General features: G+C 69.9%; 19 protein-coding genes and 1 pseudogene. 15 read left to right on the forward strand and 5 right to left on the reverse strand.

The genetic code is table 11. From position 1 onward, the window contains the following. Positions 1 to 2: 2 nt before the first annotated feature. The 6 genes from ABD156_RS40845 to ABD156_RS40870 all read left to right on the forward strand — a co-directional run bounded on the left by ABD156_RS40845 (position 3) and on the right by ABD156_RS40870 (position 8,277). Entirely contained in the window at positions 3 to 938 is a 936-nt protein-coding gene (locus tag ABD156_RS40845) for a VOC family protein (protein ID WP_344286407.1), read from the forward strand. Position 939: 1 nt separating this feature from the next. After that, complete coding sequence (locus ABD156_RS40850) at positions 940 to 3,441, forward strand: flavin-containing monooxygenase (RefSeq protein WP_344286408.1); 2,502 nt, start codon at positions 940 to 942, stop codon at positions 3,439 to 3,441. An 89-nt stretch (positions 3,442 to 3,530) separates the two neighbouring features. Then, positions 3,531 to 5,003: an FAD-dependent oxidoreductase gene (locus ABD156_RS40855; RefSeq protein ID WP_344286409.1), complete on the forward strand. Its 1,473-nt coding sequence runs from the start codon at positions 3,531 to 3,533 to the stop codon at positions 5,001 to 5,003. Further along, positions 5,000 to 5,497 carry a flavin reductase family protein gene (locus ABD156_RS40860; RefSeq protein ID WP_344286410.1) on the forward strand — a complete coding sequence of 166 codons (498 nt, stop codon included), beginning with the start codon at positions 5,000 to 5,002 and terminating at the stop codon, positions 5,495 to 5,497. Before ABD156_RS40855 ends, ABD156_RS40860 begins: the two co-directional genes overlap by 4 nt. Before the next feature lie 61 nt (positions 5,498 to 5,558). Next, positions 5,559 to 6,410: an alpha/beta fold hydrolase gene (locus ABD156_RS40865; protein WP_344286411.1), complete on the forward strand. Its 852-nt coding sequence runs from the start codon at positions 5,559 to 5,561 to the stop codon at positions 6,408 to 6,410. A 172-nt stretch (positions 6,411 to 6,582) separates the two neighbouring features. After that, complete coding sequence (locus ABD156_RS40870) at positions 6,583 to 8,277, forward strand: 3-ketosteroid-delta-1-dehydrogenase (protein WP_344286412.1); 1,695 nt, start codon at positions 6,583 to 6,585, stop codon at positions 8,275 to 8,277. A 59-nt stretch (positions 8,278 to 8,336) separates the two neighbouring features. Here ABD156_RS40870 and ABD156_RS40875 read toward each other — a convergent pair whose 3' ends face one another. After that, positions 8,337 to 8,951: a TetR/AcrR family transcriptional regulator gene (locus ABD156_RS40875; RefSeq protein WP_344286413.1), complete on the reverse strand. Its 615-nt coding sequence runs from the start codon at positions 8,949 to 8,951 to the stop codon at positions 8,337 to 8,339. A gap of 211 nt (positions 8,952 to 9,162) precedes the next feature. Here ABD156_RS40875 and ABD156_RS40880 point away from each other — a divergent pair, with 211 nt between their 5' ends. The 8 genes and pseudogenes from ABD156_RS40880 (at position 9,163) to ABD156_RS40915 (ending at position 20,455) form a co-directional block, all read left to right on the forward strand. Then, positions 9,163 to 10,461 (forward strand): hypothetical protein, encoded by a 1,299-nt coding sequence (locus ABD156_RS40880; protein WP_344286414.1) that lies wholly within the window; start codon positions 9,163 to 9,165, stop codon positions 10,459 to 10,461. A 61-nt stretch (positions 10,462 to 10,522) separates the two neighbouring features. After that, the gene (locus ABD156_RS40885; RefSeq protein WP_344286415.1) at positions 10,523 to 11,713 is read left to right on the forward strand and encodes an AAA family ATPase; all 1,191 of its coding nucleotides are present in this window, start codon (positions 10,523 to 10,525) and stop codon (positions 11,711 to 11,713) included. Then, the gene (locus ABD156_RS40890) at positions 11,713 to 12,915 is read left to right on the forward strand and encodes a vWA domain-containing protein (RefSeq protein WP_344286416.1); all 1,203 of its coding nucleotides are present in this window, start codon (positions 11,713 to 11,715) and stop codon (positions 12,913 to 12,915) included. The genes ABD156_RS40885 and ABD156_RS40890 overlap by 1 nt, the downstream gene beginning before the upstream one ends. Positions 12,916 to 12,929: 14 nt before the next feature. After that, positions 12,930 to 13,379, forward strand: a pseudogene (locus ABD156_RS40895) (serine hydrolase domain-containing protein); the annotation flags it as partial. 55 nt (positions 13,380 to 13,434) lie between these two features. Next, complete coding sequence (locus tag ABD156_RS40900; protein WP_344286417.1) at positions 13,435 to 13,989, forward strand: serine hydrolase domain-containing protein; 555 nt, start codon at positions 13,435 to 13,437, stop codon at positions 13,987 to 13,989. A 184-nt stretch (positions 13,990 to 14,173) separates the two neighbouring features. Next, positions 14,174 to 18,049, forward strand: coding sequence for an IucA/IucC family protein (locus ABD156_RS40905; RefSeq protein WP_344286418.1), 3,876 nt, complete (start codon positions 14,174 to 14,176; stop codon positions 18,047 to 18,049). Then, entirely contained in the window at positions 18,046 to 19,254 is a 1,209-nt protein-coding gene (locus ABD156_RS40910; protein WP_344286419.1) for an MFS transporter, read from the forward strand. The genes ABD156_RS40905 and ABD156_RS40910 overlap by 4 nt, the downstream gene beginning before the upstream one ends. Before the next feature lie 385 nt (positions 19,255 to 19,639). After that, positions 19,640 to 20,455, forward strand: coding sequence for a DUF1206 domain-containing protein (locus ABD156_RS40915; protein WP_344286420.1), 816 nt, complete (start codon positions 19,640 to 19,642; stop codon positions 20,453 to 20,455). 7 nt (positions 20,456 to 20,462) lie between these two features. On the opposite strand, the gene ABD156_RS40920 is transcribed toward ABD156_RS40915, so the two are convergent. The 3 genes from ABD156_RS40920 to ABD156_RS40930 all read right to left on the reverse strand — a co-directional run bounded on the left by ABD156_RS40920 (position 20,463) and on the right by ABD156_RS40930 (position 23,013). Beyond that, the gene (locus ABD156_RS40920) at positions 20,463 to 21,557 is read right to left on the reverse strand and encodes a carboxylate-amine ligase (protein ID WP_344286421.1); all 1,095 of its coding nucleotides are present in this window, start codon (positions 21,555 to 21,557) and stop codon (positions 20,463 to 20,465) included. Positions 21,558 to 21,652: 95 nt separating this feature from the next. Then, positions 21,653 to 22,522: a serine hydrolase gene (locus ABD156_RS40925; protein WP_344286422.1), complete on the reverse strand. Its 870-nt coding sequence runs from the start codon at positions 22,520 to 22,522 to the stop codon at positions 21,653 to 21,655. A 326-nt stretch (positions 22,523 to 22,848) separates the two neighbouring features. Then, positions 22,849 to 23,013 (reverse strand): hypothetical protein, encoded by a 165-nt coding sequence (locus ABD156_RS40930; RefSeq protein ID WP_344286423.1) that lies wholly within the window; start codon positions 23,011 to 23,013, stop codon positions 22,849 to 22,851. 198 nt (positions 23,014 to 23,211) lie between these two features. Here ABD156_RS40930 and ABD156_RS40935 point away from each other — a divergent pair, with 198 nt between their 5' ends. Continuing rightward, positions 23,212 to 23,994 carry a maleylpyruvate isomerase family mycothiol-dependent enzyme gene (locus ABD156_RS40935; RefSeq protein WP_344286424.1) on the forward strand — a complete coding sequence of 261 codons (783 nt, stop codon included), beginning with the start codon at positions 23,212 to 23,214 and terminating at the stop codon, positions 23,992 to 23,994. A 17-nt stretch (positions 23,995 to 24,011) separates the two neighbouring features. Here the strand turns inward: ABD156_RS40935 and ABD156_RS40940 are convergent, their stop codons facing one another. Then, on the reverse strand, positions 24,012 to 24,806 hold the full coding sequence (locus tag ABD156_RS40940; RefSeq protein WP_344286425.1) for an IclR family transcriptional regulator: 795 nt from the start codon (positions 24,804 to 24,806) through the stop codon (positions 24,012 to 24,014). Between the last annotated feature and the right edge of the window lie 67 nt (positions 24,807 to 24,873).

Here is a 24,873-nt window from a genome sequence, read left to right on the forward strand (position 1 = left end):
TCATGAGCGAAATCAAGGGACTCGGCTACGTCCGGGTCATCGCCACCGACCTGGAGCGCTGGCGCGAACTCGGCTTCGACGTGCTCGGTTTCGCGCCGGGCTTCGGCGACGAGAAGGACGCGCTGCACTTCCGGATGGACGAGCGCCCGTCGCGGATCACCGTCGAGCACGGCGACGCCGATCGCGTGACGGCGGTCGGCTGGGAAGTGCGCGACGCTCCGGCGTTGCGCAGGCTCCGCGCGACGCTCGAAGACGCTGGCGTGGAGTGCACGCCGATGTCGCAGGAACTCGCCGACCGGCGCAAGGTCGAGGCCGGCTTCTCCGCGAAGGATCCTGGCGGCACTCCGCTGGAGTTCTTCCACGGTCCGGTGCTCGAACACAGCCCGGTGGTGACCAAGTACGCCCACAAGTTCGTCACCGGCGCGCAGGGACTCGGCCACGTGGTCATGCCGACCACCAGCTTCGACGAGTCCTTCGAGTTCTACACCGAAACGCTCGGCTTCCTTTCGCGCGGCGCGTTCCGGATGCCCGGCCCGCCCGAAGCCGGTCCGCTGCGGATCCGGTTCCTCGGGATCAACCAGCGCCACCACAGCCTGGCGATCATGCCGAGCCTGGAAGGCCGGGACCCGGGTCTGATCCACGTCATGGTGGAGGTCGATTCGCTCGACGCGGTCGGCCGCGCCTACGACCAGGTGCTGGCGCGCGATTTCCCGGTGTCCTCGACACTGGGGCGGCACACCAACGACAAGATGATCTCGTTCTACGTGCGCGTCCCCGGCGGCTGGGACATCGAGTACGGCTACGGCGGCCAGCCCGTCGACGAAAGCTACTACACCGCCGAGGAAATCACCGCGGACAGCTACTGGGGCCACGAATGGCTCTGGATGAAGGAAATGAAGGAAGCGCAGAAGGCCGCCGAGTCCACTGTGGATGCCTGACGTGGAAAACTCTTTCGACGCGGTCGTCGTCGGCGCCGGGATCGCCGGGCTCTACGCGGTGCACAAACTGCGTGCGCGCGGCATGCGGGTGCGCGGCTTCGAGAGCGCGGCCGGGGTGGGCGGAACTTGGTACCACAACCGGTACCCCGGTGCGCGCTGCGACGTCGAAAGCATCGACTATTCCTACTCGTTCGACGAAGAACTGCAGCAGGAATGGACGTGGAGCGAGCGGTTCGCGGCCCAGGAAGAGATTCTGCGGTATCTCGGCCACGTCGCGGACCGGCACGACCTGCGCTCGGCGTACGAGTTTTCGACCAGGGTGACGGCGGCGGACTACGACGACCGGTCCGGGCGGTGGACGATCCGCACCGACACCGCCCGGACGGTCAGCGCGCGGTTTCTCGTGCTGGCCACCGGTGTCCTGTCGGCCACCAACCTGCCGGACATTCCGGGGCGGGACAGTTTCGCGGGCGAGCTGTATCACACCGGAGCCTGGCCGCATCACGGCGTGGAATTCGAGGGCAAGCGCGTCGGCGTGATCGGGACCGGGTCGTCCGGCATCCAGACGGTCCCGGTCGTCGCCGAAACCGCCGCGCGAGTGACGGTTTTCCAGCGCAGCCCGAACTATTCGATTCCCGCGCGGAACCGGCCGCTGACGCCCGAGTACCTCGCGGAAGTCAAAGCCGGTTATCCCGAACGGCGGCGGTTGTCGCGGATCAGCGGCGGCGGCACGCCCAACAGCCCGCACCCGCGCGGCGCGCTCGAAGTCGACGCCGCCGAGCGGACCCGGATCTACGACCAGTGGTGGGAACGCGGGGGATACCTGTTCGCCAAGGCTTTCCCCGACCAGACCACGAATCTCGCCGCCAACGACACCGCGCGCGAATACGTCGAAGCCAAAATCCGCGAACTCGTGCACGACCCGGAGATCGCCGAACAGCTCATCCCGGACGACCATCCGATCGGCACGAAACGCATCGTCACCGACAGCGGGTATTTCGAGGCGTACAACCGGGAAAACGTCGAGCTGGTCAACCTCCGGCGCACGCCGATCACCGAGATCACTCCGGACGGCGTCCGCACGGAGGACGGTCTGCACGAACTCGACATGCTGATCTTCGCCACCGGTTTCGACGCGATGACCGGTTCGCTGTCCCGCATCGACATCCGCGGCCGGGACGGGCGCACGCTGCGCGACGAATGGTCGGCGGGCCCGCGCACCTACCTCGGGCTGGCGGTTTCGGGATTTCCCAACATGTTCGTCGTGTCCGGGCCCGGCAGCCCGAGCGTGCTGGCGAACATGGTGCTGACCGCCGAACAGCACGTGGACTGGATCGCGTCCTGTGTGGACTACCTCGACGAGCACCGCGCGACGACGATCGAGGCGAGCGAAGACGCCGTCGCGGAATGGGTGGCCACGTGCAACGCCAACGCGGCGGCGACGCTGTTCCCGGCCGCCAACTCCTGGTACCTCGGCGCGAACATCCCCGGCAAGCCCCGGGTGTTCATGCCGTACGTGGGCGGGCTCGGCAAGTACCGCGCGATCTGCGACGAGGTCGCGTCCGCCGGGTATCGCGGGTTCGTGCTCGACGATCCCGCCGCCGAGGTGAAGGCGATGCTCGCCGGTCTGGCGGACTTCCCGGACGTGACTCGGCACGATCCCGCGGACCTGCGGGCGCTCATCCGCTCCCGGCGGGCGCCGCTGACGCGTCAGCCCGCGATGCGGATCGCGGAAGATCAAGTCATCGAGGGTCCTGGCGGCGACCTGGCCCTGCGGATCTACGCGCCGCACCACGAAGGGCCGCTCCCGGTCGTGGTCTTCGCGCACGGCGGCGGGTTCGTATTCTGCGACCTCGACAGCCACGACGAGTTCTGCCGTGCCATGGCCGATGCGGTCGAGGCCGTGGTGATCGCGGTCGACTACCGGCTGGCCCCGGAACATCCTGGTCCCGCAGCGATGGAGGACGTGTACGCGGCGCTGGTCTGGGCCACCGAACACGCCGCTGAGTACGGGGGAGACCCGGCCCGGATCGGCGTGGCTGGCGACAGCGCCGGGGGCAATCTAGCCGCGACAGTGTGCCTCGCGGCACGCGACCGCGGCGGCCCGCGCATCGCCGCGCAAGTCTTGGTGTACCCGGTGATCGACGATGATTTCTCCACCGAGTCCTATCAGCGTTACGGCGAGGGTTACTACAACACCGAGACCGCGATGCGGTGGTACTGGGCGCAATACGCGCCGAACGGAACTGACAGCCCCTACCTGGTTCCGACCCGGGCGGAGTCTCTTGCGGACCTTCCTCCCGCAGTGGTCGCGACCGCGGAAATGGATCCGCTGTGCACGGCCGGAGACGCCTACGCCGAGCGCTTGCGGGAAGCCGGGGTCTCCGCGACCGCGCACCGTTTCGAGGGCCTGTTCCACGGCTTCCTGACGATCCCGGCGTTGTCCCTGACCGAACCCGCGCGCGAGAAGCTCTGGCAGATGATGCGGGACCTCCTGGCTTAGTGGTCCGTGAGGGGAACCCTGAGGGACTCAGAGTCCCTGAGGGTTCCCCTCACGGCACGCCGCTCCCCGCAACGAGAAAGGACTGACGTATGACGGCAGGCAAGCTGCGTCCCGTCCCGGCCGCCTCGATCACCGAATGGCACGAGACCGCGGACGTGGTGATCGCCGGGTACGGCATCGCCGGCGTGTCCGCCGCGATCGAGGCGGCGAGGTCCGGCGCGCAGGTGCTGATCCTGGAACGCACGAGCGGCTGGGGCGGCGCGGCGGCGCTGGCCGGTGGCTTCGTGTACCTCGGCGGCGGCACTCCGCTCCAGCGCGCCCTCGGGTTCGAGGACTCGGTGGAGAACATGGAGAAGTTCCTGCTCGCGGCCGTCGGCCCGGGCGCCGATGCGGCCAAGATCGCCGACTACTGCCGCGGCAGCCTGGAGCACTACGACTGGCTGGTCGGCAACGGCGTGCCCTTCCGCGAAGCGCTCTGGGACGAGCCGGGTTGGGAACCGCCGCACGACGAAGGCCTGGCCTATTCCGGCGGCGAAAACGCGGCACCCTTCAACGCCGTCGCCAGCCCCGCTCCGCGCGGACACGTGCCGCAGATGCGCGACAAGCGCACGGGGGAGCGAGGCGGCGGGTACATGCTGATGAAGCCGCTCGCGGAGACTGCCGAAGCGCTCGGCGTGCGCGTGTCCTACGACGTCCGCCTGAGCCGTCTCATCGTGGACGGCGAGCGAGTCGTCGGTGTGCTCGCGCGGCGTTACGGCCGAGAGATCGCCGTTCGGGCCGAGCTTGGCGTCGTCCTGGCGACCGGCGGCTTCGCCTACTCCGAGCAGATGGTCGCCGACCACGCGCCGCGGCTGATCGGGCGTCCGGGTGCCGCGATCGAGGAACACGACGGCGTCGGCATCCTGGCCGCGACCGCGTTGGGCGCGGCGACCGCGCACCTGGACGCCACTGAAGTCGCGTTCTTCGGCGATCCGCAGATGATGGCGCGCGGCATTCTCGTCAACGGCCAGGGCCAGCGCTACGTCACCGAAGACACCTACCCCGGCCGGATCGGCCAGGCGACGCTGTTCCATCAGGACAACCAGGCCTTTCTGGTGATCGACGAACAGGCGCACGAGGAAGCCCTCGCGACCGAGACCGCCACGCCGATCTTCCGCACGCCGCCGACGTGGGCCGCCGAGACCGTCGCCGAACTGGAGGCCGACATGGGTCTGCCGGAACTGGCGCTGCAAACGACGGTCGAGGTCTACAACACCTATGCCGCGCAAGGCCGGGACCCGCTGTTCGGCAAGAAACCGGAGTGGCTGCGCCCGCTCACCGGCGCGGTCGCCGCCTTCGACCTGCGGGGCGCCACCGCCGGATTCCCGCTGGGCGGCTTGCGAACCGACCTGGACGCACGGGTGCTGCACGTATCCGGGGAGGCGATCCCGGGCCTGTTCGCAGCCGGCCGCTGTACAGCGGGCATCTGCACCGGCGGCTATGTCAGCGGCGCTTCGCTGGGAGACGGCAGCTTCTACGGACGCCGGGCCGGACTCGCCGCCGCGAAAGGGGAAGTCGAATGACCAAACCGTCCACATCGGACCCGACGCGGATGCGGACCGTACTGGGCCATTTCGCGACCGGCGTCGTGGCGATCACCGGAATCGACCCGGACACCGGCTCACCGGTCGGCCTGGCGGCGAACTCGTTCACCTCGGTGTCGCTCGACCCGCCGCTGGTCGCGTTCTGCGTGGCCGCGACCAGCACGTCGTGGCCGCGAGTGCGCGCCGCGGGCTGCTACGCGATCAGCATCCTGTCCGAATCCCAGGAAGCAGTGTGCCGAAGCCTTGCTGCCCGCGGTGTCGACAAGTTCGCCGGAATCGATTGGACTCCGTCGCCTTCGGGCGCGCCGGTGGTCGCCGATTCCCTGGCGTGGATCGAAGCGGAACTCGACACCGAGCACGCGGCGGGTGACCACACGATCGTGGTCTCCCGGGTGCGGCACCTGCACTCGTCGGACCAAGAACCTCTGGTCTTCTTCCGCGGCCGCTACGGACGCCTCACCGTGCCCGCCTGAGAGCGTCCGCTGATCGGGAAAGCGGTCCGACCGGCTCCGATCCCGCTGGCAAAGTCGAGCCATGACCGCCGAATCCGCTCCCGAACTCCGCGAACTCCCCACCGACCACGGCGTCCTGCGCTACCGCGAAGCCGGCGACGGCCCGCCGCTGGTGCTGCTGCACGGTTCCGGCCCCGGCGTGACAGGCTGGCGCAACTTCGGCGCCAACCTGCCGACCTTCGCCCCGCACTACCGCACCATCGTGCTGGAGTTCCCAGGCTTCGGCGTCAGCGACGATTTCGGCGCCGCCCATCCGATGCAGTCCGCCGGCACCGCCGTCCGCGCGCTGCTGGACGGTCTCTCCCTGGACCGCGTGCGCATGATCGGCAATTCAATGGGCGGCTTCGTCGCAACGGACTTCGCCCTCTCGTCCCCCGAACGAGTCGAGCGCTTGGTCACGATCGGCGGCATCGGAACCCCGATCTTCAGCTCGCAACCAGGAGAAGGCATCGTCCGCCTGAGCGAGTTCGTAGAAAACCCAACCCGCGACGCGCTAATCGCCTGGCTGCGCTCGATGGTCTACGACCAATCCATGGTCACCGAGCAGCTGATCGAGGAACGCTGGACCCAAGCAACAGATCCCGCCACCCTGGAAAACTCCCGCCGCATGTACGGCACCGCAGCCCTGACCGCAATGGCGACCGCCACCCGCAACGCAGAAACGCCGTCCTGGGCAAAGCTACGCCACCTAACCACCCCAACCCTCATCACCTGGGGCCGCGACGACCGAGTCAGCCCAGTAGACATGGCCCTACTCCCCATGCGCACCCTCCCCGAAGGGGAACTACACATCTTCCCGAACTGCGGCCACTGGGTCATGATCGAACAAAAGTCAGCCTGGGAAGCCACCGTCCAAGCCTTCCTACGCCGCTGACCCCACGCAGCCGCTTCCCCCGAACTTGACCACCACGCGGGATCGCGCCGACGTTTGGGGGCTGCCCGGCGTGACAGGCCGAAGGCCCCTCACGCCGGGCAGCCCCCAAACGTCGGCTTAAAAGCGATCCCGCACGCGACGACGAAGTCGGCGCCAAAAACACAGGAGTAACGTGAAAAACAAAGTCCCCGCCGTAACACCAGCCAAAAACACCACAGTCGACCTCCTAATCATCGGCTCAGGAACGGGAATGGCCGCCGCCCTCTCCGCCCACGAACGAGGCCTCTCCACCCTGATCATCGAAAAAACCCCCTACATCGGCGGCTCAACAGCCCGCTCCGGCGGCGCCTTCTGGATCCCAGGAAACGCCGCCCTACCCGAAACCGGCCCCCGCGCCACCGCCGACGCATCCACCTACCTAAACGCAGTAGTAGGCACCTCAGCCCCACCCGAACGAGGAACCGCCTACCTAAAACACGGCGCCGCAGCCGTAGACATGCTCCGCCGCACCACGCCAATGCGATTCTTCTGGGCAAAAGGCTATTCCGACTACCACCCAGAAAAACCAGGCGGCCGCCCAGAAGGCCGAACCTGCGAATGCCGCCCGTTCAACGCTTCCGTCCTAGGCCCTGAACGCCCCCGTCTGCGCCCCGGCGTAATGGAGGCCCCGGTCCCAATGCCAGTCACCGGCGCAGACTACAAATGGATGAACCTGCTAGCACGCAAGCCACTCAAGGCCCTACCAAGGATCCTCGCGCGAGCAGCACTAGGCATCGGCGGCATGCTAATCGGCCGCGACTACCTAGCTGGCGGCCAAGCCCTTGCCGCCGGAATGTTCGCCGGCGTCCTCCGCGCAGGCATTCCCGTGTGGACAGAGACCAGCCTGATCCGCCTGCTCCAAGACAACGACCGTGTCACCGGCGCCGTTCTGCGGCAAGGAGACAAGGAAGTCACCGTCCAAGCCCGCCGCGGCGTGGTCCTGGCCGCAGGCGGCTTCGACCACGACGTCGAGGCACGGCACAAGTTCCAGTCACCACGGCTCGGCGAACACGCCAGCCTGGGCTCGGAAGGCAACACCGGCGACGCCATCCTCGCCGGCCAAGAACTGGGCGCAGGCACCGCGCTGATGGACCAGGCCTGGTGGTTCCCGGCTTTCGCCCCGGTGCCCGGCGGCGCTCCGGCCGTGATGCTGGCCGAACGTTCGCTGCCGGGTTCGTTCATCGTCGACCAGAACGGGAAGCGGTTCATCAACGAGGCGATCGACTACATGTCGTTCGGACAGGAAATCCTGGCCCGCGAACGGGCGGGCACGCCGGTCGAGGAGATGTGGCTGGTGTTCGACCAGCGCTACCGGGACAGCTACATCATGGCCGGGCGCTGCTTCCCGCGACAGCCGCTCCCGGAATCGTGGTACCGCGCCGGAATCGCGCACAAGTCGGAGGACCTCGGCACGCTCGCGGCCGCGATGGGAGTTCCGGCGACTGCGTTCGAGAAGACGTTCCAGCAGTTCAACGCGCAGGCCACCGCCGGAGCCGACCCCGACTTCGGCCGAGGCGACAGTGCGTACGACCGCTACTACGGCGACCCCACCATCGGCCCCAACCCGAACCTGGCCCCGCTGCGCCGCGCGCCGTACTACGCGGTCAAGGTGGTCCTGAGCGACCTCGGCACTTGCGGGGGACTGGTCGCCGACGAACACGCCCGGGTCCTGCGCGAGGACGGCGACGTGGTCGACGGTCTCTACGCGATCGGAAACACCGCGGCGAACGCCTTCGGCACCTCGTACCCGGGCGCGGGCGCGACGATCGGGCAGGGCGTGGTGTACGGCTACATCGCCGCGATGCACGCCGCTGGCGCGTCTTCGTAACCCCGCTGCGACCGGGCGGGACTCGTCACTCGACGACTCCCGTCCGGTCCACATAGGACTTACTTCGCGAGCCGGGTCAACCCGCTCAACGCCAGCCGCAGCCCCCGCGAATCCCACCGCTCGATATCGCTGAAGTCATCCGACCCCCCGCTCTGCACCCACCGCGTCAGGGAATGCCGCATCGTCTGGATCACCAGCAGCGCCGGGAGTTCGCGCAGGAACGGGTCCGGGTCAAGCTCGTAATACCGCTCCAGAAACCGGGTGACCGCCTGGCTCAGTCCCTCGCACCACTCCACGAACCGCAGCCGGTACTGCGGCGTGTTGACGATCAGGGTCATGATCTGGTGGTCGTACTCGGGCACCTGCCGCCGGTTCAGCTCCGTGGTGAGCGCGGTCGTCAGCACCTCGATCGGGTCCGCGTCGTCCGGCGCGTCCTCCAGGCCCTGCACGATCACGCGCTCGCTGCGGCGCAGCAGCGGCATCAGGACGTCCTCCTTCACCGGGAAGTGCCGGTGGAACGTCCGCGGGTTGATCCCGACGATCTCGCAGATCCGCTCGACGGTGACCGACGTGTCGCCCTCGGCCACGAACAGGTCCCGCGCCGTGAGCGCGATGCTCATGCGCAGCTCCTCGGCCCGGCGTTCGGTGAGGGTCTGCCGTTTCGGTTCCGTCACCAGGACTCCCTCCCTGTCGCGTGCCTGGACCGTAGCCGCGCGGACGCGCTTCGTGACGCCCGCTGACCACTCTGCGGAACATCCGCCGTGCCGGTCCCGGGTGTCAGAATATGACATGTCCCGGCGGGCCCCGCGCCGATCCTGCTACGCTGATCACGATGAGTACCTACTCGAACAGATCGGGGGTTCCGTTCGCCAAAGGTGAGTGCTGATGCACCCTTTGCCCGCGAACGAGAATCTTCGCCTCCTTTTCTGGGCGCGCGTGCGCGAATTCGCCGTGCCGCCGTCGATGATCGAGTCAGCGACTGCCCGCCGCGCGGCGGGCGACTGGGCCGGGGCCTGTGCCGCGGCGCGCGTCGACGTGGATCTGTGCGTCCGCTCCCTCCGCCGCGCCCACGGCGGCTGGCTGGCGGCACAGGTCCGCGCCGATCTGCGGCATCTCGCCCCTGACCTGCTTCGCTGGCATTTCCCGCGAATCGCTCCGGACGGCCTGCTCCGGCCCGGGCTCACGGTGCCCCTGGCCCGGTACCGGGCGGAAGCTGGCGAGTTTCACCTCGTCGCGCGCACGCCGCCTGCCTGGGCGGACGCCGGGCAGCGGATCAGCCTCGCGCTGTGGTCGCGGTCCGGGCGCGCTGCCGGTCTCCATCCGCATCCGCATCCCGACCGGCGCTATCGCCTCGACCTGCACCGGCATTTGTGGGACGCCAGCAGGGCAGGCGAGCTGCGCGAACGGTCGGGGCGCTGGCCGCCGGACGAGAACGCCATCCAGCTCCCGGACGGCGTGGGTCCCTGCGCCGTGGACCGGTGGATGGCCGAGGCGGCGTTGCTGCTGCGCGCGGAGGGACACACGGGCGGCGTCGTCGCGGTACGGCTCACCTCCCGGCATCGGCTGCTGCTGGACCTCGGCGGGGGAGACCGGACCCGCGCAGCACCGGTCCTGCCCGACGCCGCGACCTGGGTCCTGCCCGACCTGGAGCTGCTCCACGCCGGGATCCTCAACGTCGACCAGTTGCATCCGCTTGTCGCAGCGGCACTTCGGCCCGGCCATCGACCCGGCGCGGCACGGAAGCCCGCCGCGACAGGGAATTCCCGCCTTGTCGAATGCCGCGGCGCCACGCATCGGATCGGCGTGGTGAACGGCGTGCTCGTTCCGCTGGACCACGACCCCGAGGAGATCCGTCGCGAGGAGCTCCTGGGCGCGCTGGGCGGCACGGAACTGCCGTGCCTGCGGGCGATCGACGAGGCGCACCGGTCTCCGGAAAACCTCGTGGACGTCCGCGCCCGGCTGGACCATGGCGACGCCGCCGGAGCCCTCGCGACCGTCGAAGGACTGCTCGGCCCGGATGTACTCCTGCGCAGCGGCGCACTGCGCGATGAACTGGAAACGGCAGTAGAACGCCAACTCGTCCACGGCCTCTACCGCGCCGGACTGGCCGGATACGGACCGCCGCGCCAGTCCGCCCAGGACACAAGCCACCGCGGCCACCCCCGCCACGCGACTTCTCTCTGATTCTCTCGGCCGGACCGCGGCCCTGATTCGACCCCAAAGGTGATGAAACCTGTTTACTGCCATGGAAAACCGACGTCCCCTGGACATCGCCGCCGATCTCCTTTCCCTGCTCGACGACACGAGCACCGAACCTCGCCCGGACAGCCAGCTGGAAGCACTGACGCTGGCCGTGTCCGCCGATCTGCCGGTGCTGCTGTGGGGCGAGCCGGGCATCGGCAAGACCGCCGCGCTCAATCAGCTCGCCGAGGCGCTCGAACTGCCGCTGACCACGGTGATCGCCAGCGTGCACGAGCCGTCCGACTTCTCCGGCCTGCCGGTGGTCGGCGACGATCCCGCCGAGCAGGGCGTGCCGATGGCCCCGCCGGACTGGGCCGTGCGCCTGGTTCGGGCCGGGCGCGGACTGCTGTTCCTGGACGAGCTTTCCACCGCGCCGCCCGCCGTCCAGGCCGCGCTGTTGCGCGTCGTGCTCGAACGGCGGGTCGGCGCGCTGCGGCTTCCGCCCGGGGTGCGGATCGTGGCCGCCGCCAACCCGCGTTCCTCCGCCGCCGACGGCTGGGAACTGAGCCCGCCGCTGGCCAACCGGTTCGTGCACCTGCAATGGACCTACGACCACGACGTCGTGGTGCGCGGACTCGGCGGAACCTGGCCCCAAGCGGCGCTGCCCCGGCTGGACCCGAGGCAGCTGCCCGACGCCGTGACGTTCGCCCGCCGCGCGGTCTGCGGACTCCTGACCACTCGGCCCGGACTCGTGCATCAACTGCCGAAGAGCGAAGCCCGGCGCGGCGGTCCTTGGCCCTCGCCGCGCAGCTGGGAAATGACCCTGCGGCTGGTCGCTTTCGCCACCGCGGCGGGCGCTTCCCGGGAAGTGCTGTCCATGCTGGTGCGCGGCACGGTCGGCGACGGCCCGGGTCTGGAGCTGCTGGCCAGCCTGGACCGGATGGACCTGCCCGACCCCGAAACCCTGCTCGCGGACCCGGAGGCGGCGGTGCTGCCCGAACGCGGCGACCTGCGCCAGACCGTGCTCGACGGGGTCGTGGAGGCGGTGCGGAAACGGCCGGAACAGGCCCGCTGGGACGCGGCGTGGGCGTTGCTGGTGCTGGCCTTGGAAACCGGCGCGCCGGACCTGGTCGTCGTGCCCGCGGCGACGCTCGCCTCGCTGCGCCGCGAAGACTGGCAGGTGCCGGCGGCGATCGAACGGCTGTCCGGGGCAGTGGCCTTGTCGCGGCGGGCAGACCGGGCAGGTGAGGCCTGATGGACGAGGAGAAGCTCTACGCCGCAAGGCTTCACGCCGTCCGGCACCGGCCGTATCTGGCGACGGCGCTGTTCGCCTTGCACGTGGTGGAGTCGCGGCGGGTGCCGACGATGGCTGTCGACCGCCACTGGCGCTGCTACGTTTCGCCGAGGTTCGTGGACCGCACGCCGTTGGAGGAACTGGCCGGAGTCTGGGTGCACGAGGTCTCCCATCTGCTGCGCGACCACCACGGCCGCGGCGACCGGTTCGCCGCGAAACACGAGCTGACCGGGCCGGCGGAGCGATTGCGGATGAACATCGCGGCAGACTGCGAAATCAACGACGACGTCTTCGGCGACGGCCTGGACCGGCCAGAGGGCGCCGTCGATCCGCAACTGCTGAGGCTGCGCGAAGGCGAGCTGATGGAGGAATACCTGGCCCAGTTCCGGCTCGGGCCGTACACCGCCGAATTCGCGTGGCTCGACTGCGGCAGCGGCGCCGACGGCCTGGAACGGGAATGGGATCTGGGCCCCGACGGCGCGCACGGGCTCAGCGAGCAGGCACGGGACGCCGTCAGGTTCCGGGTCGCGCAAGGCATCAACGGCAACCCGGGCGACGTTCCGGCGGGGTGGAAACGCTGGGCGCAGGAAGCGTTCCACCCGCCGCAGCCGTGGCGGGAACTGCTGGGCGCGGCGCTGCGGTCCGCGATCTCCGGCGCGGGCGACGACTACACGTACGGCCGTCCTTCGCGCCGGTCGGCCAGCCTGCCCGGCGTCGTCCTGCCGAGCCTGCGCCGCCGTCCGCCGCAGGTCAGCGTCATCGTCGACACCTCCGGCTCGGTAAGCGACACCGAACTGGGCAGCGCACTCCTCGAAATCGCTGCGATCGTGCGCGCCGTCGGCGGCCGGAGAGATCTCGTCTCGGTGCTGTCGTGCGACGCCGCGGCGTATGTCACACAACAGGTGTGCAGCGCCGAAGGAATCCCGTTGCTGGGCGGCGGCGGTACGGATTTGCGCACCGGTTTCGCCGCCGCACTGCGCGGAAGCCCTCGCCCGGACGCGATCGTGGCCCTGACCGACGGCCAAACCCCTTGGCCCGATTCGAGACCGCCCTGCCGGACGGTGGTGGGCCTGTTCCCCCGGGTCGGCCGGTCGTGGGAACACTCGCCGGACTACCGGCCGGACACGCCGCCCGATTGGGCCCGGGTGGTCACGGTGGGGTGAGTTACCTTCGGAGGATGCCTTTCACCGGCCTGGATGCCTGGTTGAGTGCCCGAGCCGCCGCCGACCAGTTTTCCGGGGTCGTGCTGATCCGTCGCGGAGAGCAGGTGATGTTCTCAGGCTCGTATGGGCGGGCGAGCCGTCGATGGGCCGTGCCGAACCGGCTCGACCTCCGGTTCGACACGGCGTCCATCACCAAGCTCTTCACGGCGGTGGCCGCTTTGCACCTGGTGGACCAAGGCCGGCTGGATCTGGACACGCCGATCACCGGGGTCGCCGACCTGACCGGAACGACGATTTCGCCGCGCGTGACCGTGCGCCAACTGCTCACGCACACCTCCGGGATCGCTGACGACGCCGACGAGGAAGCGGGCGAGAGCTACGAGGCGTTGTGGGTCGACCAGCCGGTTTACTCGGTGACGCGGACACGTGACCACTTGCCGAATTTCGCCCACAAGCCGCCGAATTTCGCGCCAGGGGAGGGCTGCCGGTACTGCAACGCCGGGTACGTCCTCGTCGGCCTTGCGACCCGAGAAAATCACCGAAGCCGCCTACCGGGACCACATCCGGAGCGCGGTTTTCGCGCGGGCGGGCATGACCGCGTCGGACTTCTACGACCGCCGGGAAGCGGTGCCGGACGTCGCCGAGGGCTGGGATCCGGTCACCGATTCCGAAGGCCGGATCACGGGCTGGAAGCAGAACATCTTCAGCTACCCGCCGATCGGCTCGCCCGACGGCGGCGCGCATTCGACGGCGGCCGATCTGGTGCGGTTCCTGCGCGCCGTCCGCGGCGGCGAGCTCCTGTCGGCCGAGCGGACCGAGCAGTTCCTCGCCCCGCAGGTGCTGCACCACCGCGCCGAGGACGGCGATGTGTGGTACGGCTTCGGGCTGGAATTTACGTTGGGGCGCAACGGTTCTGTGCGGAATTACTACAAGGACGGCGGCAACGCCGGCGTCGGCGGGATCGCGCGGCATTACCCTGCCGAATACCTGGACGTGGCGGTGCTGTCCAACGCCGAGCGCGGAACCCTGGCCGTCACCCGCGAGATCGACCGGCGGATCGGCCGCATTCGGTGATGCCGGATTAATTGGTGCGGCAAAGTATGCGACAGTGCTCCAGTTGAGTTCTCAACCTGCGACGCAATGGCCGCGAATGAGTGCGCGAATGTCCGAGTTTATTGGGCCGTGATAGGTGTGTTCATCTGTTGTTAACCTGTACGTTCCTGTCTGGTTAACCGTGGCAGCGCCACCATAGTGCACCATGCCATCCCCCGCCCAGGCTAGTGAAAATGCTTTCATTGCTCCGTCGGGAGACATTCTTTCTCCCGAGGAACGCGCCGTCCTCGTCCGCCTCGAAGAATCCGGAAACGTCGCGCCGCCGGGCATTGCCGAAACCTATGTCCAATGCCTTCCGGAGGCGCGGGAGACAACTGTTTCCCGGCTGCTCTCCGCATTGGTGCGCGAGGGTTTGCTGAAAATAGGGCTGGCCCGCGAACGCGGCCTGCGCCTGGTGCTGAGCCAGGCGACGAAGACCGGCAGGCTGGTCCTCGCCGGTCCAGTGTCCCTCGGCGGCCGCGAGGTCGCCGACCCGTTGCGAATCCTGGACTTCCTTCTGAAAGAGCAGCTGTGCTCCGGTGATTGCGACGCTTGGGATCGGCTCCGCGCCGAACTCGCCGACAGCGTCACCGGTCATGCGCTGTCCCTGGCCGGCGCGAGAGTCTTCGCGGCCGGGCTGTGCGATCGGGATGATTCCGACAAGGAGCGCGGAACCCGGCCGTTCACGGCGCTTGTCGACGCGCTCCGCGAGTCGGGCGAATCCGGGTCGCTGCTGGTTTCGTTCGAGCGAATGGTCACCGAAGGACATCCGTTGCATCCGGTCGCGAAAATGAAAGTCGGAATGTCGGCGGCGGACGCCGTGCGGTATTCCCCGGAATTCGGCCCGGAGTTCGGCCTGCCGCTGGTTTCGGTTTCCCGCGCCGCGGCTACCGGAGCGAATGACCTCGATGCTTCGCAAGCTCTGCTGAGCGAAGCCTTTCCGCGAACTGTCGCCGCGGCGGCGGTCGAGATGCGCGCGGCCGGGCTGATTCCGGAGCAGCGCGTGCTGATTCCGGTTCATCCGCACCAGCGTTTCCACGCCCTGCCCGCGCTGCACGCCGACGCGCTCGCCGACGGCACGGTGGTGCCGCTGCGGACCCGGATCCCGGCGAGGCCGCTGATCTCGGTCCGGACCCTGTCCGCGCGCGAGACCGCGGCCAGCGCCGGGCTGCACGTCAAAACCGCGCTGGAAGTGCAGCTCACCAGTGCCGTCCGCGGGGTCTCGCCGGCCGCGGTGCACAACGGCCCGCGCCTGTCCGCGCTGCTCGAGCACATCGTCGCCGGAGACCTGGACCTGTCGCTCGCCACGCCGGACGGGCGGCCCCGGTTCGCGGTGCTGCGAGAGCTGGCCAGCGTCGCGTACGTGCCGCCGGACGGGCCCGATCCCGCTGCCGCCCAGGCGCGGCGTCGTTCGCTGGCCGCCGTTCTGCGTGAAGACAGCGAAAACCTGCTCGGCCCGGGCGAACTGTCGATGCCGATCGCGTCGCTGTTCGCGAAATCGCCGTTGACCGGAGCGAGCCTGCTGCACGACCTGATCGCCGAGACCGCGGCGGTCACCGGTGCCCCGCTTGGCGAGGTGGGGCAGCAGTGGCTGGCCGCGCATGTCGAATGCTGCGTCCCGCCGGTGCTGACGCTCCTCGTCCGCTACGGCATCGCGCTCGAACCCCATCCGCAGAACACCGTTCTCGTGCTGAAAGACCGGTGGCCGCACCGCGTTCTGGCCAGGGATCTCGGTGCCGCGCGGCTGCTGGAATCCCGGCTGGCCCGGCGGGCGATGACCGGCGAGTTCCTTCCCGGTTCGCCCCTGCTCGCCGGGGACGCCGCGGCGCTGCGCGCCAAGCTGTACTACCCGCTTTTCGGTCATCACCTCGGAGAAGTCGTCGCCGGGATCGCGAACGCGGCCGGGTGCTCGGAGGACCTCCTGTGGCCGGTCGTGGGGGAGTGCGTGCGGCGCACGTTCCACCGGCTCGCCATGTCCGCCTGCTGCCCCGAAGAGGCCGAGGACGCCCGAGCGGACGCCGAGGCGCTGCTGAGCGGGCCGTGGCAGCACAAAGCCCTGCTGACGATGCGCTTGAAGAACCTCGTCACCGACCAGCAGTACGTCGAAGGGCCGAATCCGCTCGCCGCACCGGCCGCGGAACCGGAACCGCCGGACCTCAACGAGGCGGAGCGGGAGATGCTGGCCTGCCTCCGGGAGCGCAGGCCGGAACTCGTGCGGCCCTGGCTGGACGAGCTCGCCGGGGCCAGGCTGAGCACCCTCAACGGAGCCTGCGGCGCGCTGCTGCGCGAGCGGAGATCGTTGTCCGCCAAGCGGATCACCGAACTCGTGCTGCCCTTCGCCGGAACGCCGCCGGTGTCCCCGAGCGTTCTCGCGCTGCTGGGGCCGCGCACCGGCCGGCTGATCTGCGTGACCCTGGCGTCGGGGCGACGGCTGGCCGCGGTGTGCGAGCTGGAGAACGGGTTCGGGGCCAACGAAGTGGTGAGCCCCGTCGTGGTGAGCGACGGCGTCGAAGTCCGCGCGCTCGGCCGTCCCGAACAGCTCGTCGACGCCGTCGCCTCGTCCGGCGAAGAGATGGATTGGGGCGCGCTCCGCGACGACCTCGTCGACTCCGCGCGCAATCTCGCCCTGTCCCGCGCCTGCGTCCGGCGCGGCCTGCCCATCCACCGGCTGGCCGAGCAGCGCGCCGCTTCCGACCTCACTCTCGACCTGGACGCGGCCGCCGCGGAAGGGCATACGATCCACCTCTGCCCGAGGGTTCGCCGGGGCTTCACGCCGGCGGATTCTCTCGCGTACTGCCCGGAAAGCGCGGACACGGTAAGCCTTTCCTTCGTCGCGGTGCGCAAGGATTCCGTGCTCTCGACACCTGATCCGTCGGGTGCGTCGGTGGGAACGATCGTCGCCGATCACTTTCCGGCGATAGCCGCGCGCGCCATCGACGGGCTCGCCGCCCGCGGGCACGCTCCCGCCGAGTACGAGCTGATCCCCGTGCATCCGTGGCAGCTGCGGAGCCGGCTGGCCGCCGAATACCACGAGGAACTGGCGGCGGGCAGCATCGTCCCGCTCCCCGAAGCACAACTGGCTTGCCGCCCGACCGTCTCGATCCGCACCCTCGTCACCGCCGCTGCGGGCAGGCACGGACGACGGCTGACGGTCAAGACCTCGCTCGACGTCCAGCTCACCTCGCGGCGGCGCACCATCTCGCCCGCCACCACCGACAACGGCCCGCGGATGAGCTGCCTCCTGCAACGCCTTCTGGCCGACGACCCCGCCACGCGCGGCAGGGTCGTCTGCGTACCGGAGCTGGCCGGCATCGCTTTCGCCCCACCGGCGGGCGACGCCGCACCCGAGCGAGAACGCGGCCTTTCCGCGCTGCTCCGGGCCGATCCCGCCGATTACGCGATGCCGGGCGAGATCGTCCTGTCCGCCTGCGCTCTGCGCGGAGCCTCGCATTCGGGCGGAACCGTTCTGGCGGAACTGGTCCAAGACCGTCCGCACGAGTTCTTCGCGCGGTACGTGGAACTGATGCTGGCCGCTGGGCTGCCGCTGCTGTGGCGGTACGGCATCGGCCTGGAAGCCCATCTGCAGAACACGCTGCTGGTGGTTCGCGACGGACTCCCGGTGCGGGTTCTCGTCCGCGACTTCGGCGGGATCCGCGTCAATCCCGGCCGGATGCGCGAGGCGGGCGTCGATTTCACGCCGCACCCCGATTCGATCACCTTCACCGAAGACATCGACCACGTCCGCAGAAAGGTGTCGTACGCGCTGCTGCAGGCCAACATCGCGCAGGTGGTGACGATGTTCGCGGCGAGCTGGGACCTCCCCGGCGAGCAGCTCTGGGCGACGGTCCGCACCACGATGACCGACCTGCTGGCCGGGCTGCCGGAAAACCTGCTCGCGAGGGCGGCCGCGGACGTGGCGTTCCTCCGGACGTCCCATCTCCCGCAGAAAGCGTTCGGGCTCATGCGGTTGCTGGCCGCCGACCACGACATCTACCTGCCACAGGCCAATCCTCTGCACGGCGCGGGCGACCCTGTGCGATGACCGCCGGACGGCTGCCGCTGCGCCTGTTCCTGGCCGGGACGCTGTCCTCCCGGATCGGCGACACCGCGGATCTGGTCGCCCTCAACTGGTACGTGGTCGAGCAGACCGGTTCGGCAACCGCGCTGGCGACGGTGAACGTGGTGCGGCTCGCGCCCATCCTGCTGTTCACCGCGCCGGCCGGGTGGCTCGCCGACCGCTACGACCAACGCCGGCTTCTCGCGGCCCTGCGCGTGGCGCTCTTCGCCTCGACCCTGTGCCTGGCCTGGGTCGTCACCGCTGGCGGCCCGCTGTGGCTCGTGTGCGCGATGGTGTTCGCGCGAGCCTCAGCGGGCAGCGCCGAACCCGTGCTGAGACAGACGCTCCTGCCGTTGCTGCGCGGCGAGCGACCGCTCACCGCCGTGATCGCGATGCACTCGGCCTGTCTCAACGCGGCGATGATCCTCGGCCCCGCGGCCGGCGCATTAGTCCTCGCGGTCAGCTCGGTCCCGACTGCGTTCTGGTTCAACGCTTTCTGCACGCTAGTCGCCCTGTGCTGCCTGACTGTCCTGCCCGAGTCCGCTCCGGCGCCGTCCGCCCCGGACCAGCCCGCGGACTCGGTCTGGCACCTGCTCCGGCAAAACCCGGCGATGCGCCGTCAGATCGCCCTGGCGATGGGACCGATGCTGTTCGCTTTCCCTTACACCGCAATGATGCCGCTCCTGTCGAAAGATCTCTTCGACGGCGACGGAAGCACCGCGGCCCTGCTGCTGACCTGCGGCGCGGCGGGCGCGTTGGCCGCGTCGACCACGATGTCCCGCCGTCCGCCGGCCAACCCCGCGCGACTGGCCGCGATCGGCGCCGTGCTCCTCGGCTTCGCCCTGCTGGTCCTCCTGGTGCCAAGCGGCCTCACCGGAAAACCAGCAGCGGTAGGCGCCGGCGCGACGATGGTCGTGGTCGGCCTGGTCGGACAGTGCTACCGCACGGCCAACCGGGCAGCCCTGCAAGCGACCGCCCCCGGCAACCTCCTCGGCCGGATCATGGGCATCGCGAGCACGGACCGCGCGATGATCCCGGTCGGCACGGCGATGCTGGGCCCGATCGCGGAACTCGCGGGCACCCGGACGATGCTGGCTTTCATGGGGCTCGGGTGCGTGGTGACGACGTTGCTGACGATCAGGATCTACCGGAGCCCTCCGCATCCGGAACCCGACCTGGCACCGGGCTGATTCGGGGCGGTCGCTTCTTGACGCGCACTGGCGGACGGGCCGGGGTCGCGCAAATGTGCCCCAGGTGGTGCGTTGGCGGGCATCGCCGCACAACCGCTGTCTTCGAGTACCGGCCGGGAGCCCGATTTCGTCGACGTCCCCGAGTTCGCCGGATCCTGTCCGGCGAACTCGGACCGCGACCCCGCTCGCACGGCCCAGGTCGTGGACAGGCGCACCCTAAATGCGAGGACGCGCCGCGGAACCGACTGACCGAACCACCCCACCCGTCGCAGCCCGAAACCGATCGCTGACCGTACGCGACCCGACCGTCCTCTGTGGATCTTCCACCCGCCGGATTGCGCCATCTGCCCCAACGGCACCGCCCCGGAACGGGTACCCCCACCGCATGAACCGGATCACTCGCGCGGTCGCCCGGGGCGAAAAGACCGACGCCGCCCAGCTGCTCGGCCGGGCGGGGATGGCCTGTTACGCGCTCGTGCACCTCATCCTCGCTTACCTCGCCGTGCGAGTCGCGTTCGGAAGCGGCGAACAGACCGACCAGAAGGGCGCCCTGCGGGAAGTCGGCTCGACGATGTTCGGCCAGGTTCTCCTGTGGGTGCTCGCGTCCGGGCTGGCCGCGTTCGGGCTGTGGCAGTTCCTGATGGCCGCGACCGGCTACACCTGGACCAGCGGCGGGAAGCGGACCCGCAAGCGGTGGGGCGCGGCCGGACGGGGGATCGTCGTGCTCGCCCTCGGCGGCACCGCCTTCCGGCTCGCCGCGGGCGAGGGCGGCGGCGGGTCGAGCGATCAGACCCAGCAGGAGTTCACCGCGAAGCTGCTCCAGCTGCCCGCCGGCCCGGCGCTGGTGGTGGCCGCCGCGGTGGCGGTGCTCGGCGTCGCCGTCGCCGCCGGGGTCAAAGGCGGGAAGCAGAGTTTCCTCGAAGACCTCGACCCCGCCGGGCTGCCCGGCAAGACGCGTCGCTGGGTCGGCTGGCTGGGCACCACCGGGTATCTGGCGAAGGCCGTCGTTTTCGCGGTGACCGCGTTCCTGCTGGGCTACGCGGGTTTCCGCGCCGACGCGAAACAGGCCGGCGGACTGGACGCCAGCCTCAAGACCCTTGCCGCCCAGCCGTTCGGCACGGTGTTGCTGACGGTGGTGGCGCTGGGCCTGGCGGCGTTCGGCGGCTATTGCCTGGCCGCGGCTTGGGCGCACCGGCGTTGACGGGGGATCAGCCGGGGCCCGCGAGCAGGTCGACGACGTCTTCACCGCGTTCCCGCTTCGCGAAGCACCGCCGCTGCCGATCCGCGCCGCTGCCCTCGGCGCACAGCCGCGGCACGGCCTCCCGGGCGAACTCCAGGTCTCCAGCCGATTCCAACGCCGTCGCGGTCAGCTCGACCAGATCCGCGAGCACCGTCCTCGCCGGCGCCAAATCGCCGCTGTGCGGATGCGGGCACCTGCCGAGGACCCCGTCGCGCGAGGCCCGCCAGAGCTGGGCGCGCAGCACCTCGTTCGGCAAATCCGGCGGGGGCGCGTCGTCCGCCAACGCGGTGGCGGCCAAACCTCGAGCCAGGACGCCGAGCAGGACCGCCTCCCGCGGGGTCGCGGCGACGTCGGCCATGCGGAACTCGATGGTCGGCTGCTTCTCCGAAAGCCGGACGTCCCAGTAGACCATCCCGCGGTCGAGGATCGCGCCCGAGCGCAGCCACGCGTCGACGACGCTCTCGTACTCGTCGAGCGACGCGAATCGCGGCGGCGGACCGGCCGAGGGCCAGCGGCTCCATTGCTGGTAGCGCCAGCTGCGATATCCGGTGTCGAAGCCGTCGGAGATGGCCGAATTCGCAGTCACAGTTAGCAGCGCCGGCAGCCACGGCCGGACCCGCCCGAGCACCTGGACGCCGGTCTCCTTGCCCGGGACGGCGACGTGCACGTGACAGCCGCAGGTCCGCGAAGTCCGCGCGGTGGCCCCGAAATGCTCGGCGATCCGCTCGTAGCGCGGACTCGGCGTGACCCCGGGCAAACCCGACTCCGGCACCGGCGGCGAGCCCGCGGGCAGTAACCGGCACCGCTGCCGGCGTGCGGCCGCGGCCAGGTCCTCGCGCAATTCGCGCAGCCGCTGCAGCGCTTCGTCCCGGGTCCGGCAGACGTCCGTGGCGATCTCGGCCTGCGGCCGGATCAGCTCGTGCTGCAGTTCGCCTTTGCCACCGCCCGTTTCCGCGGCGTCGTCGACCACGTCGTCCGCTTTGGCCAGCCTGCCGTCCCGGTCGACGACGAAGAACTCCTCTTCGATGCCGAAGGTCAGCACGTCGCCGGTCTGGTCGCTCACCGAGGTTCTCCTGGGGTCGGGGCATCGGAGTACCCCGGCCGGCGCCCGCGCAAACAGCGCTTTCCCGGAGAGCGCCAAGTCCACAAAGGACCAACTCAGGCGAGTTTGCCGCCGCCGGCAAGCGAACCCTTCAACGCACCGGTCGCCGCGGTGAGCGCCTTGGTCGCGGCAGCGACGTCCACGCTGTCGTCCCAGGTGCTCATGACCGCGACCGCGAACGTCCGCGACTCGGTCCGGACCAGGCCGGTCGTGTTGAGCACCCGTCGCCCGTCGGACGTGCCCCATCCTTGTTTGACCGCCCATTTCGCGCCCGGGAACGCTCGCGGGATCCCGAAGTGCTGGTCGAACCCGTCGGCGGCGTTGCGCGGTGCGCTCTCCAGCGCCTCGGTGAGGAATTCCCGTTCGTCGTCGGGCCGTCCCGAGGTGATGTGCCGGTACACCGCGACGACGTCGTCAGCCGACATCTGAGTGGAACCCCATTGGCCGGGATCGGCGGGCGGCGAGGTGTGCGCGAGCCCCAGCTTTCCGGCCTGCCGCCGGACGATCTCCGGTCCGCCGAGCTGCTGCCACAGCCGGCTGGCGGCGCGGTCGTCGCTGGCCGAGAGCATCGAACGGACGGCCGCGGCGTCGCTGTCGGAAGGAACTCCGGAACGGTCGATCAGCTCGAGCGCGATCAGCAGCTTCACCACGGACGCGGTCGGCTGCGGCTGGTCGCCTTTCCAGCTCACCTCCACGGCGCACGCGTCGAGATCGACGACCTCGATCTCGAGCCGAGGATCGTTCCCGTTGCTCAGCAACGCTTTCCTGGCTTCGGCGACGGCGCCCGGATGCTTGCCCGCCGCCGCGGCCGGAACCGTCTTGCACGCGGCCTGCCAGTCCGTGCCGCCGGAACCGCACGCCACCGCGATCGCGGCGACCAGACCTCCCACGACAGCGACTGCGGCGACCCCCACGAGCATCTTCATCGATGCGAACTCCTTCGGCAACGGTCCGCTTCTGCGGGAAGCGGGAGCGATCCGAAGGTATTGAGACCGGGGAATGCGCAGAATCGTCCGAAGAGTCCGTCCATTCCGGCCGGTCGGCGGGCAACCCCGTCCGGGCATCGGCCATCTGGCCGACCCGCACCACGCTGAGCTGCGACGACTCGACAGCCGTCCTCGACGCTTCGATGGCGGGCAGTAGCCCGCACAAGCCGGCGACGGCGAAAGCCGGAGGACGTTCAGGCAATTCCGCTTGCCCGATCATGCCTTTCCGGCGGCCGTTTCGCCGTCGTCGGTTTCCAGGGATCGGTTCAGTCGGTTTCGGGCTGCTGCCAGGACCGTCCGGCCCGCTGGGCGGCCAGCCGGATCTCGTCGCCGGTCTCCTGCCAGTTCTGGTCCGCCGGGTCGTGGTCGCCGATCCACGTGCGCCGCCGCGTCGCGAGGGAGCCGCCCGCGGGCGGCGGTTCTTCTGTCATCTGAGCCATGATTCCTCCGTCTCCGGGCGAAAACCACCTCGGACCACCCCTATGAGCCCCGCGAAACGGCCCGGACGACCACTGGGGAAGGCGATCGAAAGATTTGTGCCGGAGGGGTGTCGATCCCCGCTACGGTCGTTCGACGCGTAGTCGAAGGCCCCGCGAAGGGGCGACTGCCGAGACCCCAAGGATGCTCCGATGACTGAACTGAACGCGGACCTCGCCCGTCGAGCGATCGTCGACCACACCCGGCTCCTGGCGGAATCGGCCCTCGCGGCCGGGCCGGACGCCGCCGTCCCGACTGCTCCGAAGTGGACCGTCGCCGACCTGGTCGCGCACGTGGGCCAGACCCAGCACTGGGTCGCGGAGATCATCGAGCGGCGGGTCACCGACCCCGCCCAGCTGCCCACCGAAATGGCCACGCCGCCTGCCGATCCGCGCGAATGGCCGGCCTGGTTGTCGGAGTCCGCGCAACGGGTCGCCGGCGCATGCTCGGACGACGCGTTCGACGCGCCGGTGTTCAACGCCTCGGGCGACGCACGGTCCGGGACGCAGTTCTGGATGACCAGCATGCTCAACGAGGCGGTCATCCACGGCTTCGACGCGGCCAACGCGGCGAACCACCCGCTCACCGTCGATCCCGGCGTCGCGGCCGCGCTCATCACCAACCACCTGACGATGCTCACCTCGCCGACCTGGGAGATGCAGCGGTCCGAGTCCGCACACGCCATCCGGGGCACCGGGCAGACCCTGCAGTGGCTCGCCACCGACACCTCGGACGCCTGGTCCGTCGAACGACGGCCGGACGGCGCGACGTGGCAGCCCGGAACCCGCGAGGCCGACGTGACCGTGACCGGCCCGGCGCAATCGCTGCTCTTCCTCTTGACCCGGCGGCTCCCGCTCGCCGACTGCGAAACCGTCGACGGCGACACGGCCCTCGCCCAGCACTGGCTCGACAACACCGCCCACGCCAGCGACTGAGCCTCGGCCAACGGCATTCACCGGCGGGGGACCGGCCGGGAGAGCCGCAGCTCGATCAGGTCCGCCCCGCGCCGCAACAGGTCCACCCACTGCTCGGGATCGTGGTCGAAGCGGGCGGAGGACCAGCCGACCGACAGGCTGCCGTACGGTTCGCCGCGCAGGAACACCGGCACCGCGAGCGTCGCCACGCCGGTGTCGTACTCGCCGGTGGTGAACGCCCAGCCCCGGTCGGCGACCTCGGCCAGCTGCTCGCGCAGGACGGCGAGGTCGGTGACTGTGTCCGGAGTGAAGCGCGCCATCGGCCGGTCGGCGAACAGCCGGTCGCGCTCCTCTTCGGGCAGGAACGCGAAGTACGCCTTGCTGGTCGCGCCCGCGTGCGCCGGATACAGCTCGCCGACCAGCGAATAGCCGCGCAGCCGCCCGTCGGTGCCTTCCGCGGCCAGCACGCACCGGGTGTGCGCGCCGTCGGGCAGGGACAGCAGGGCGGCGTGCCCGGTCTGGGCGGCGAGGTCGGAGAGGACGGGGACCACCAGCAGGTCCAGCGCCCCGGCCCGGTCCCACAACCGGCCGAGGTGCAGGGCGGCGGGCCCGATCCGGTACCGGCGGGTGCTGTCGTCGCGGACGAGGAAACCGCGATGCGCCAGCACCGCCAGAAGCCGCTGCGCGATCGACGTGTGCAGCCCGAACTCGCGCGCCACCGCGGTGACTCCCCACTCCGGGCGGGCGCGGTCGAACGCGAGCAGCACCTGCAGCGCGCGGTCCGCGGTCTGCGGCAGGCCGGGCGGGGTGGCGCGGTCGTCGTGGTCCGGCATCCGGCCATTGTGCGAATAACGGGAAATGTTTGTAAAGCCGGTACACCCGGACTGAGTCTGGTCGGAC

The organism is Amycolatopsis albidoflavus (genome assembly GCF_039525725.1).
GTDB lineage: Bacteria > Actinomycetota > Actinomycetes > Mycobacteriales > Pseudonocardiaceae > Amycolatopsis > Amycolatopsis albidoflava.